The following is a 13,302-nucleotide window of genomic DNA, read 5'->3' as shown; positions in this document are numbered from 1 at the left end:
TCTAATTAATATCTTTAGAAAGAATTAAATTATCATTGTAATCAATTAATGTATTAGGATCATTGTAATCAAATCTGTACTCTGTTGATTTATTCATATCAGTCTTATTGTCGTAAATACCAAAAATTTTTAAGACAACTTTTTCAAATTTATTCTTGTAATCTTGATCAATTAAAATGCCTGGTATTTTAGCCATACCATTATTAATTAATAAATCACCACTAGAATCAACACTTGGAGTTATATATTCTTTTGTTGTTTTATCAAGACCTGTAACAGCAAATTTTAAGTATTTACCATTAATAGGTTTGTTATCATCTTTTGATTTAACTTCTATTTCAAGTTCGTTGTTGTTTTGTTTTAGTTGAATTACAATAGGTTTTTTATCTTTTTCAGATTCAGGAATTTCTTTTTTACCTTGTTGTTTTTTTACAATAATAGATTTGTTTTTATCTTTATTGCTAAAAATAATATTTATGATTTCTTTTGGTTTTTGTTGTTCGTTTTTTTCTTCACTAAATATGAAAGCAGAATCTAGTTTATATTTCGCAGTTTCAACAACAGGATGGAAGTCAATTTGTAAATTGTTAGCATCTTGATCTAGTTTTATCGGCATAGACGTGGCATCGATATTTGTGCCATCTTTTTTTAATTTCACAATAATATATTTATTTTTTAACTCACCATTGAATTTTTGTTTATCGAGAATTAAAGATAGTCTAGCTCTATTTGAACCAGGATAAAGTTCAATTGTTGGTGATTCATCACTAAATTTTAATAATGGTTTTGTTTCATCAAGAACTTCTGGAGCTGGTTCTGGAGAAGTATTTTTATCATTCTCGCCTTGCTTATCTTTTTCTTTATCAGCAGGTGGGTTTTGTTGAGTTCCAGGAGTCTGATCATTCATTCTATCTGGTGAATCAGATTGTTCCTTTTGATTCTTAGTAGGATTTGTTGGATTATTTGGTGTATCTTTAGGTTGTTGAACAGGATTATTATTTAATGAATTAGAAGGTTGATCTTTGTTTTTATTATCTTTTGGTTTTGATGGTTTAGTTGGACTACTATTTTTAGGAGCACAAGAAACAGCAACAGCACTTATACTAGCTGCTGATAAAACTACTAAACTACTGATTAGTCATTTTTGTTTAGATTTATATTTCATAATATTCCAACCCCGTTTTCTTATTTATTTTCATTATTTTTATTAAGATTGATTTTTTTAGTAGTTGAATCTTTTTCAGAAGATAGATCGTTAGTAACAAACTTTCTATGTCTTTGTGTAGCGTTAGTGTGTGCTTGATTAGCAAATCAACCAACAACTACTCCAGCTCCACCAATACCAATAATGATTAATAATCATTTAATTATTTTTAACAATAATCTAATCATCTATTTTACCTTCTTTTTATTTGTTGTTCTTTTCCGTGTACTTTTTTGAAATACCATTTGTTTTGATTTAGTTAATGAAGTAATATCATCATAGTAAACTTTTTTTCTTGTTTGTTTTTTTCTAGATTTTTCTTTATCTAAAAGATCGGTTTTATCAACTTGTACTTCTTGAACTGTTACATTTTCAAGTCTAGCTTCATGCTTAACTAATTCTTCAATAATCTCTTTTTTAAGTTTGCTAGAAAACTCGTGCAATAATCGTTCATTTTCACTTTGTAAAGCTTGAAGTCGATTATTTTCCATTGATCTTGTTTTTTCTGAAATCAATGAAACAATTCCAGAAGCTAATAATGAAGTAATAAACCCAAAGAAAGCAACTCCACCTAAACCTAAGATCGCTCCAAATACCCGACCAGCTTTAGAAACCGGAGTAATATCTCCATAAGCAATGGTTGTAATTGTCCCAACTGCAAACCACATTGCACTTCCAAAATCTTTAAACTTTCTCTCATCACTATCTATAGGAATATTAAAGTCATTGTAATAATCTTGTTCTACCCGATAAACAATAAAACTTAAAAAGAATGTTGTCAGAATTAATAAGATAAATGAAGATAATAAAACGTTTCAACGTCTTCTTATAATTTCTAAAAAAAAGTTAACTTGTCCGCTTGCAATTGTAAACTTAATAACTTTATGGTGTAACCCTAAAATCCGAGCCAAGATAACAGCTGGAAACACATCCATTGCCGCTTTATCAAATACAATATTATTAAAATATTTAATCTTCTCTTCTAAACTTGTTGCTTGTTCAATAGCATGTAAATTATGACTAATCACAACATTATAAATTGTCACAGCAATAATAAATGAAGTTAAGTCTAATAAATTAACAAATCGAAAAGGCATTAATGAAAAGGCTTTTAGTCTTGTTAGTGTATTATATGTGTAATCAGCATACATTCAACGCATTAAAAAGTCTAATAAGAAGACGAAGTTTAATGCATAAAAAACATTAAAATAAGTTTTTATAAAATAGATCGTATGATCAAACTGTTCTTGAGAAAAATGTTTTGTTACACTATATTCTTGTAATTGAAAGTGATTATAAATAAATATAGCACTAGCTGCTGCACTTGCAAAAAATAAAATAAATTGATATATAAAACCAACCACAGTTTCAGGTACTAAGATTTTTTGATAAGCCTTCATTGAAGTTCATTCAAAAAAGAAATACCTAAACCTGTTAAAGTAGATCATCTTATTATTGCGGATAAATTCCTGGCGTTGGGACTTGGTCATATTATTTCCTTTTTAGAGATTAATAATTTAATTAATAAAACTAAAACAACAACTAGTTATTAACTAATTGTTTCATTTACTAATTCATATTGATCATCAATTAAACGGTATAACATCTTAATACTATAAACATAAATCAACAGGTTCTTAACCCCTGATTTAGTTGCTTGTTCAAAGGTTTCATGTAACTCTTTGAAGTATTCAGTATTCTCATTCATTGTAAACACTTTTAAATAAGTGTCATCATCATGATCTGAACTAAAGCAAGCATCATATCATAAGTCTTCGCTTAATGATGTTTCTTGTGGGGTATAACCCTTTTCTTTCATTTGTTTTGTAGCTATAGCAATTTGACTTCTTGGTGAATAATCAATATTCTTATTAGCACTTGATAATTCAGCAAAAATGTTTTTGTTATCAGTTTCTTCAAAATAATCTGGCAAGTTAAAAATAAATGCTTGTTGCCCAAAATTTATTACATTGTTGTTAAGAATTTGATCTAATTTTAAAGAAGTGTAAGTAACGTTATTGCTTGTTTCTTCACTTGGTTTACCATAGTAAGAAATATCATTACTTAAAGCATCAAACCCGTTTTCATCTAAAGCTCTAAAAACAGCTAATACAAAGAAATCAACAAAGAACCTTTGATAACTTTCATCAATCTGGCTTGAAATCTTATAAGCGTGTCGTTTCACATCTAATAGTAAATTTAATAGCTCGCTATTTGATTCACTATATTCTAAGAAACGATATAAAGCATTTACAAATAAAGGATATTTTTGTAATAGTTTCTTAGTATTTAAACTTGAGATCATAGAGATTTGATAGAAGATGAAATTCATCAATCTACGACCTGATGTTTTATTTTTATATCTATTGATCCGTGCTACCATGATTTTATCTTCACTAAACACGTTTCTAAAAATCTTTCTTTCATCTAAGTATTTATACTCACTAGCATTAAAAACAACAGTGTTATTAAAATGATTTAAAGTTTTAAAATACTTAAGAATTGAAACATAATTATCCCCATTAACATTAATGGTGTCATAAAAGAATGTATAATGGTTCGATATTACTAATTTCGAACGCTCGATAAACTTGGTATAAAATGTAATCTTGTTTTTAATATTGAATTTCGAATCTAAAATAAAATATTTATCAAAAATCTTTAATAAGGTATTGTTCATGTTTTTGACAATATAGTCTTTATGATTGTTTTTGATGTTATTAAATAAAGTTACAAATGTAGCAATGATAATAATAAATACTAAACTAAAACAAGAACCAACTAAGGCGTGGAAACCACCATTTCCTCATAGTTCAACAATTTCTTTTGTTCTTAAGAAAGCGATTGATAATAATGGAACAGCTAAAGTTGCACCTAATGTACTTAAGGTTGTTAAGATTGGTAATAAGAAAATTCCAGAACGAGAAGTTACTACTTTACCACTTCTTGCTGTATCTAATTCCTCAAGCTTATTAACAATTTTGCTAATTCGACGTTTTTTCCATCAATTTAAAATTGTTGAATTAGTTGGCAAATTCTTAAAATTTTCCATCGTTGCATTAGATAGTAAAAAGTTCCGAATATCATCAATACATTGCTCTACAGTAGCATTTGAAACCGATGATCATTCTGGAATTTGAACATCCATTAGATTGATTAAATTATTCATTAGCTTATAGGCTTCGTTCTCTTCTACACTATGTAAAGCAACAACCTTTTTGTTTTTAGAAACTAATGTTTTGGTTAATTTCTCAATCTCTAAATCAAATAAATTAGTACTTAGCACAACTATTTGTCCTTAGGTCTTATATCCTTATTAATATATTATTAAATTATAAACTTATTTAATATTTTTGCTTGCTAAAAATAAAAATTATGTTTTATCTAACTTATACATCTTTTAGTGCATAATATTCTTATTTAAGTTAAAATAAATCTTAAGCTTACTAATAAAGGAAACAAAAAATGAAAAAAGCAATCAAGCAAAAATTAATGAACCTAGTTAGTATAAACCCTAGGGATCCTGTTATTTTAGCCAAGCTAAATGTTGGAAAAACAATCGACTTATTTAAATACATTAAAAAGGAAGATTTAATTAGTTTCATTAATGGTGAAATTAGTTGTATCGAACTTGATGCTGGAAAAAGTCTTACTTTATTTGAACAAAATTTAAAAGATGCAACTAATGTTAATGAATTCATTGAGATTACTCAATCATACAACATCAACTTACCAGATCTTCGTATCAACCAACTAAATAAAGATTTTACTAACAACAAGAAAAAAGTGATTAACTATGCAATTGAACAATTATTAGTTTTTCGTAAAAAGTTCTTATCAATTAATCGAACAGCTAAAAATTATTTCGAAGATACAACTGTTTGACCCCTTTATTTAGCTTTCAACTTCTTAAAGGGTAAAATGTTACCAAATGATGCAATTAAATCACCATTAACACTTTATAAAGTTGAAATTAAAGAAGATTGTGGAAAAATCTTAATTGCTAAAAAAGATGATAAACCAGTAGTTAATGAAAAAATCCAATTCTTTTTAAAACGTAACTATAGAGATAACAATATTGAAACAACAGAAATCCTTAAAACTCATAAATTAGAAGATGTTATTAAAAACATTGAAACCTATGTTGGGTATTCAATCTCTATTCCTGAAAATGAATTAGTTCCTTTTGTGAATGAAAATGAAGAAGATATTTTAGATAAATACACATCATTCTCAATCGATCCTTCTTGTTTATTAGGTATTTTTGAACCAGATGGGGGAGCACTTAAAGAAGACTTAAACAAAATTATTGAAAGTGATGTTGATCCTTTTGAAAGTGATCATAAATCAGTTAATAAACCTGTTGAGTTTTATGAAGATAAAGTTATTAAAGAACAAGTTGTTGTTGAAATTGGTCGTCCTTTAAACATTTATCAAAAATATGCAGTTGCTAGTTCTCTTTCACAAAACACATTAATTTATGGGCCTCCGGGAACTGGTAAATCAGAAGTTATTTCTAATATCATTTTTAATGTTTTACTTAAAGGTAAAAGCTCATTATTAGTTTCTGAAAAAAGAGCAGCTTTAGATGTCTTAACTGAAAGAATTGGTTCACTATCTCAATTCGCTCTTTATTTATATGATTTGACAAATAAAGATACATTTTTTGAAAAAATCTCAAATTTAAACGATTTATTAGGAACTCAATGATATCGTGAACAATCAAAAGGTTCAGCTAAAGCTAAAGAAATTGAACCAATTAAATTCACACCAGAAGAATCAATGTTCTTTAAGAACTATGAAGATTTAAATAGTGAATTATTAGCTATTGTTAAAAAGCACTGACGAATTGAAGACTACAAAGATGGTGTTTATGAAATCGATTATGCAGATTATGTAGCTCTTAAAAACACACTAGGTCAAGATATTTTAGATAAGTGATTAGAACCAAAGAAATTTGGTGAAGATAATGAAAAAGAAGATACCTTATTTAATAAAGTATCTGAGATCTTTAATAAATATACAATGTTAAAAATTGAAGATCTATTCAAAGCTTATTTTGAATTCAGTTCATTCATTAAAAAATATAAGATTTTAGATTCTATTCCTGTTGAACAAGTTAACAAACACTTAGAAGGAATAATGAATAAAATCAAAAACAATGAAGAATTAGTAACTAAGTTCTTAATGCACCAAAAAAAGATTACCCAAGATGTACAAAACTACTTTAACTTTGAAATTGAACACAACTTACAAAACAACAGTCTATTAGCTAATAAAACTGTTCGAGATAAACGTTTAATCATTGAAAAAATTGGTGACTTCTTAAAGTTCCGTCGTGAAGTTATTGAAAAAGATTATTCACTTCAATCAAAAACACCTGAAGAATTAAATGAAATTGTTGATGTTTGTGAATCATTCTTTACAAAACACAAACGATTATTAGGTTCTAAAGATAATTGATATGAATTCTTACTTAAAAACAAAGATAAAATGAATTCATTCTTATCAATTTACAATGGTGCAAGTTCAGATAATGATAAGCAAATTATTTTTGCTGAATTCATTACTAATAACACAATTATTACAAGTTCAGATCCAAGTGATGAATCAACACTTAGCTTAAAAGAAATTAGAGCTAAGAATAAAGATGCTGAAGAATTAATAGTGTTATTCACTGAGTTTATGAATAACTTACAATATCTGTCAAGACCTAAGATGGATCAAATTGCTAACTATCGAGACTTCTTTAGTCAAGATACAGAATTCTTATCTAAACTATATGCTTTAGCTGAAGTTTATACTCCAGTGATGCAAGATATCATTCGTGAATGATCATGAATCTCACTTCCTTATGTTAAAAAGCTTTATTTAGAACCAATTGTTTTATTTGATATTGATAAAGTAGCACCAATTATGAAAAGTGTTGAAACAATCATTACTCATGAACAATTTAAACAACTTAAAGCTGTTATTTTATGAGATAGTATCGTTAAAGCAATTCCCCTTTTCTCTGAAACTAAAGGTCGTTTATTACAAGATATTATTTCTCAACTAAGAAAAGAATCTAGAAGATCAGCTAAGATTGTTGAAGAAATTGTCTTTAAGAAATATGTTAATAACTTACGTAACTTCTTAATTAAACTTCCTCAACCTGAAAAAGAAGAGGTAACAAATGCACTAAGAATTGCATCAAGCCGAACTTGACCTTCAATTAGTATTTATGTTGAAAAATACTACAATGCTCTTAAGAAACTGTTCCCAATCTGAGTAGCACGTCCAGATAATGTTGCTGCACTAATCCCACTTAATGAAAACGAATTCGAGTACGGTATTTTTGATGAAGCTTCACAGATGACAATTGAACGTTCTTATCCAGTTGTTTATCGATCAAAAATCAAGGTTGTATCAGGAGATGATAAACAACTTAAACCAACATCATTCTTTATTAGTAAACTAAGCGATGTTGATTATGAACTTGATGACTTTGATAAAGTTGATTCATTACTAGAAAGAGCTAAAACTTCTTGATGAAATGAATACCATCTTAAAAACCACTATCGATCAGATACTAAAGAATTGATTGAATTCTCAAACAAATACATTTATAACAATAACCTTGAAGTAGCAACAAAAGCTGGTTCTTTTGAAAAAGGAATTGAAGTTATTAACGTTAATGGTATCTGAGATAAAGGAAATCCAATTGAAGCAGAACAAACTGTAGCTACTTTAATTGATAACTGAAAGAAATATAAACGTATTCTAATTGTTACCTTTAATGCAATTCAAGCATATATGGTTGAAAACTTAATTCTTGAGCGTATGCACTCATTTGAAGATGGCTTATGTGAAAAAATTGAAAACAACGAAATCATGATCTCAAATCTTGAAAATGTCCAAGGTAATGAAGGTGATTTAGTAATCTTATCAATTGCATATGGACCTAACCCAGAAGGGTATGTTCGAAACAACTTTGGTCCATTAAATGCTAAAGGTGGTTCTAACCGTCTTAATGTAGCTATTACAAGAGCTCGTAAGAAAATGATTGTGATCAAATCACTTTATGGACACCAAATCCAAGTAAGTAATCATAACAACCACAATGCTATGACTTTCAAAAAATTTGTTGAATACATCGATAAAGTAGATACACAAAAAAGTATTAGTGAAAATCTAGAACATTTAGACGAACAACAAACACTTGAGTTTGAAAACGATTTAATTAAAGAAATTTATTCAGAACTAACTAAAAAACTTTCTAATAAGTTCCGAGTTTTCCCTAACTGAAACATCGGAACTAAGAAAATCGATTTAGTAATCGTTAAAAAAGATACTAAAGAGGTTGTTAAAACAATCTTAGTTGAACCATGAAAAGAAAATCGAAGTATTCAAATTATGTTTGAAGACATCGATCGTCAATACTTCTTAGAAGATCGTGGTTATTCAACATATCGGATCAAAGAATATGAATGATATATTGATAAACATAAAATAGTTTCTCGAATCAATGATTCATTATCAAGCAATAACAACAATAAGATTGATTATGTTGTTTGAGAAAAGAATAATATCAACAACTAAAAAATAACAAAAAACAGTTCGCTTAAAATTCATTTTTTAGTTGAACTGTTTTTAGTATGTCTTTTCTTGGTTTTATAAGTTAAGTAATATAATATTTTTAAATTGATTATATTTAATAATCTTTAAGATGTTGTATGCATCTCTTAATAATAGATGTAATACAATATTACAAGGAGTTGGTAATAATGGTTAAAAGATTTGCCTATAGTGCTAAAGAAAAACAAATTATACATGACCATATTAGTAAAGAATATGGTCCAGCAACAAAAATTATCTATTTATCAGAAAACCAAAGAGAAGTACCAATTGAATATGATTTATTAGTAATCTATAAAAAAGATATGGTTATCTTAATGACTTTTGGACTTGGCTCATTTGTATCTCATAACCATGATGAGCATACAAATGAAAGAACAGAAATCTTTATGGAATTACAAGCTGATTGAGATTGTAATGACCCAAAACAAATTTGACCAATTCACTTTATTATTAGTATTGCTAAATACTCATACTACAACCATTTAACCCTAAAATGACAACAAATTTTTGTTAATAATGACTACTTTAATGAATCTAACAAAATTGCTGGTGTTTTAGATTTATCTTGATATGACAACAACTCTTTAGCATGTAATGTTGATAATGAATTTAGCGTTAGTTTCTATCAAATCATGATTATCACAGACACTGAATTATTATTTAGCCACAAAAATGGAGTCCACAAACTAATGGACTATTTTGATGATGGTAAAACTAGAATTGTAAATTTAGACCGTAAATCTTTAATTTAATAAAAAGGGGGCGTATGCTTAAAAAAGTAACCATACAAACTAATGATGCTAACCAACGGTTAGATCGTTTTTTATGTAAATATTTTCAAAATCTCAATAAAGCAAGCATTTATAAATTAATCAGAACCAAAGACATTAAGGTTAATAATAAAAGAACTGAACACAACTACATTCTTAAAGTTAATGATGTGGTAAGTGTTTATACTCATGATAAATTCTTAGAAAAGAAAATCGATTTAAACTTTGCTAAAGCAAAGGATGAATTAAATATCATCTATGAAGATGATCATATTTTAGTTGTCCATAAACCAATTGGTTTAGTGGTCCATGATGATGACAAACATCAATTTGATACTTTACAAAATCGGATCAAAAAGTATTTAGCTAAAAAAGATGTTTATAAACCATTTAATGAATCTGCTTTTGTTCCTAGTTTGTGCCATCGTTTAGATCTAAACACTGAAGGATTAATAGTAGCTGCTAAAAGTGCAGCAGCTTTAAGAGTAATTATGGAAATGTTTAAAAACAATGATGTATTACGATTCTATCAATGTTTAGTATATAAACCATTACCTAAACAAACTGATACACTTTATCATTATATGCACAAAGATCTTAATACTAATATGATGATTGTAAGTGATCTTAAAACTAACTTAAACAAAACAGCTATTACTAAATATAAATACTTAAATCAAGTATCTAAATATTATCGTTATGAAATTGAACTATTAACAGGAAGAACCCACCAAATTAGAGCTGTTTTAAATCATATGAAATCCCCTGTTGTTGGTGAACAACGATATATTACTAAAGATATAGATAAGGATGAAAGATACACTGAACAATGTCTTGTTTCATATAAGATTAAATTTACTAATTTAGCTAAATATAAAACAGATGAGTTAATGTATCTAAACAACAAAGAATTTGTCTTAGAAGATATTTGATTCTTAAAGAAAAACTAACTTGTCAAATATATAATAACTTGTTATAATTTAAAATGTCAGTGCAACATAAAGTGGCGAAACTTGTCAGGGTAGAGATACAGCAGCAATAGCAGAATCTTTATGTGTGCACTGGCATTTTTTTATTTTTCCTTCTCTCTTTTATTTAAATATTAAATAATATATCTTTAAATTATCTAAATTTAATGTACAATATTTAATTGGATTGGGGATAATATTTGTGTGGCTCCTATTCGTCATTCAACTAATATAGCATTATATAAAATGTAGTCCAATTTACAACAATTCTAAAAATAAGTAATAAATTAAATCAGTACAAGATTTAGTTTTATGTTATTCATAGTTGGTGTTCCTTTCAAGTATATAAATAGTAAAAATTGTAGTGGTCAATATTTTACTAATCTTTCTGTGTTTTAATTACGATTAACCCTAATTTAGTATTTTCTCCTATAGATAAAAACACATAAAAAATCCTATAACCAACAATAATAAACCGTTATTTTTTAATAATTTCTATTCACATTCTCAATCACATTTGTTGTATAAATCAACCTCCTTCTTAACTTCTTTAATTGTTTTAAAAATGTTCCTTTCTAAAACAAACAAGAACTATTTCTGTATGGATGTTTTATTCATAGCATCTCATACAATATAATCGCTAATTTCATATCAACACAAATGACCTAATCCAAAAAACAACCCTTCTGAAAACCCGGGGTTGTTTTTCTTTTGTACTTAAAAATAGAGCAAGAATATATCTGCTCTATTTTTGATAAATTAATTAGATCTTAAATCATTATTAGTTAATGATTTTATATTTGTTCTGTTTTAGAAAATCAATGATTTTAGAATTTGTTTTTCCATTCACTTTAAAAGCTAGTTTGTTAGCATTAGCTTGAGTAAATGCATTTTTAGATATCTTCTCTAAAGAAGCTGGTAAGTGAACTAGTTCTAAATTAGTTAAGTTGTTAATAAAGTAATCTGGAATTGTTTTAATTCCTTCACTTAAAATGATTTCTTTGATATTGTTATTAAAAGCAAAATCATTAGCTTCTAGTTTAGTATTAGAATGAACAACTACTTTATGATTAATTTGTCTTGGTACATAAATGATTTTAGAAAAGCTATTATCATATAAGATATTAGCAAAACTACCATATCAATAATTACCAGCTTCTACATTAATTGATTTAAGCTTTAAACTATCTAAAGAAGATTTTCAATCTAAGATTGTTTTAACATTCTTAGATAAAGTAATACTATCTTTAGTATATTGAGTTGGTACAACTAATAATGTTGTTTTATCTTTAGAATATAAAACACCATCTAAAGAACTAAAAACAATGTTATCTTGATCTACATTAAATGATTTAAGTTGATAAGTTCCTGAACTATAATCAATTCTTTTAATGTTCTTATGAACATATAAATGATTAATAGTACTAAGAGCTGATTGCGATATAGCTACAACACTATATTTATTTTTAATAGATAATGGTGGTTTTACTTCCTTATTATCATTTGGTTTTAAATATTTATGAATAGTAAAACCGCGATCATACTCATATAAGAAATCATTTTCTTGATAATAAGCATTTAATATCTTAGTAGCTCTATGATCTTTAGAGAAGTCTTTAATTGATGGGCTAAAATAAGGATCTTTGCCTCAAGTTGGATCTGAATGAAAGAATTGTTTAGTTTCTTCATCATAAACAAGATTTCATTGGTGAGCTCCAAACTTAGATCAACCTATTACAACTACATTCTTAACATCAATCGAATCTAACATTGCTTTATATAAATTACTAAATCCCCCACATACTGCGGTTCTGATTTTTAGTGCATGAACTGGATCAATGGCTGCTGTTGTATCGTTATTAAATGCATATTTTAAATTACTATGGATTCAATCATAGATTTTTCTGATTTTCTCTTTAGTAGTTTTAGCACCTTTTATTACTTCTTTAGTGTGTTTTTGAATTTCTTGCTTTTTAGCTTTATCTTGTTCACTAAAGTAATAATCTTTTATATCAGATAAAGAAAGTAAAGAGACAAAAGCTTTAGCTTCTTCATTGATCGGAATATTAGCTTGCGTATCATTAAAGAATTTAGCACCTACTGTTTCATCTTCTTTAGTTCCTTGTTTAAGAACTAAATCTTTTGATGTTAAATTAGGATCAATTGCATTTTTATAATTAGCTTTTGTACTATTAAAAACATCTAATAATTCTTTATTAGCTGTTGTATAAAAACTATCTCAATCTTTATATTGTTTAGTTATTAAAGAATAAGATGTATTGTTTAAAAGATCGTTTAATTGATCTCTATAAAATTCATACTTAAGTTCTTTAAGATCATTATTAATAAAGTTATTGACTTCACTAACTAATTGTTCATAAGCAAGTTTTGGGGCAATTTTAGGTGGTTGATTTTTAGAGGGTTGAGTTGGTTGGTTAGGTTCAGGTTGGGTATTAGTTTTAGTATCGTTGTTAATTGATTCTTGATTGTTTTCTTGCTTTGGTGTTTCTTGATTTTTAGAAGTTTGGTTATTAGTTTTTTGATCAGTTTTTTGTGTGGTTGGATTAGTAGTTTTTTGATCATTTTTAGGATCAAAAATGATTAGTTCTTTAGTTTTGTTATTAGTAGTACAAGCGACTAATAAACTTAATGAACCAATGATAGTAGTTGATATTAAAAAATTAGATAATTTCTTTTTCATAACATTTAAAATAAGTTTTTATTTTTATACTTAAGTGGG

At 27.1% G+C, this 13,302-nt stretch carries 8 protein-coding genes and 1 other RNA gene; 4 read left to right on the top strand and 5 right to left on the bottom strand.

The genetic code is table 4. The features are described 5' to 3' along the window. Window position 1: 1 nt before the first annotated feature. The 4 genes from JM47_RS03470 to JM47_RS03455 all read right to left on the bottom strand — a co-directional run bounded on the left by JM47_RS03470 (window position 2) and on the right by JM47_RS03455 (window position 4,490). Complete coding sequence (locus JM47_RS03470; protein ID WP_208894976.1) at window positions 2-1,165, bottom strand: Vmc-like lipoprotein signal peptide domain-containing protein; 1,164 nt, start codon at window positions 1,163-1,165, stop codon at window positions 2-4. Between the two features lie 20 nt (window positions 1,166-1,185). Continuing rightward, the gene (locus JM47_RS03465; protein WP_038103367.1) at window positions 1,186-1,392 is read right to left on the bottom strand and encodes a hypothetical protein; all 207 of its coding nucleotides are present in this window, start codon (window positions 1,390-1,392) and stop codon (window positions 1,186-1,188) included. Next, on the bottom strand, window positions 1,393-2,604 hold the full coding sequence (locus JM47_RS03460) for a potassium channel family protein (protein ID WP_208894975.1): 1,212 nt from the start codon (window positions 2,602-2,604) through the stop codon (window positions 1,393-1,395). Between the two features lie 149 nt (window positions 2,605-2,753). After that, window positions 2,754-4,490 carry a hypothetical protein gene (locus JM47_RS03455; protein WP_208894974.1) on the bottom strand — a complete coding sequence of 579 codons (1,737 nt, stop codon included), beginning with the start codon at window positions 4,488-4,490 and terminating at the stop codon, window positions 2,754-2,756. A gap of 179 nt (window positions 4,491-4,669) precedes the next feature. On the opposite strand from JM47_RS03455, the gene JM47_RS03450 reads away from it, so the two are divergent. The 4 genes from JM47_RS03450 (at window position 4,670) to ffs (ending at window position 10,670) form a co-directional block, all read left to right on the top strand. Continuing rightward, window positions 4,670-8,785: an AAA domain-containing protein gene (locus JM47_RS03450; protein WP_208894973.1), complete on the top strand. Its 4,116-nt coding sequence runs from the start codon at window positions 4,670-4,672 to the stop codon at window positions 8,783-8,785. Window positions 8,786-8,970: 185 nt separating this feature from the next. Beyond that, entirely contained in the window at window positions 8,971-9,576 is a 606-nt protein-coding gene (locus tag JM47_RS03445; RefSeq protein WP_038103362.1) for a suppressor of fused domain protein, read from the top strand. A 14-nt stretch (window positions 9,577-9,590) separates the two neighbouring features. Continuing rightward, window positions 9,591-10,544: an RluA family pseudouridine synthase gene (locus tag JM47_RS03440; RefSeq protein WP_208894972.1), complete on the top strand. Its 954-nt coding sequence runs from the start codon at window positions 9,591-9,593 to the stop codon at window positions 10,542-10,544. Window positions 10,545-10,574: 30 nt separating this feature from the next. Next, window positions 10,575-10,670: signal recognition particle sRNA small type (ffs, locus tag JM47_RS03435), an RNA gene on the top strand. Window positions 10,671-11,343: 673 nt separating this feature from the next. Here the strand turns inward: ffs and JM47_RS03430 are convergent. Beyond that, window positions 11,344-13,263 carry a transglutaminase domain-containing protein gene (locus JM47_RS03430; protein WP_208894971.1) on the bottom strand — a complete coding sequence of 640 codons (1,920 nt, stop codon included), beginning with the start codon at window positions 13,261-13,263 and terminating at the stop codon, window positions 11,344-11,346. Window positions 13,264-13,302: the final 39 nt, after the last annotated feature.

Origin of the sequence: Ureaplasma diversum (assembly GCF_000941095.1) — a bacterium.
Lineage (GTDB): Bacteria > Bacillota_I > Bacilli_A > Mycoplasmatales > Mycoplasmoidaceae > Ureaplasma > Ureaplasma diversum.
Note: the sequence above shows the minus strand (reverse complement) of the source record. Positions and strands in the feature narration are given on the sequence as shown.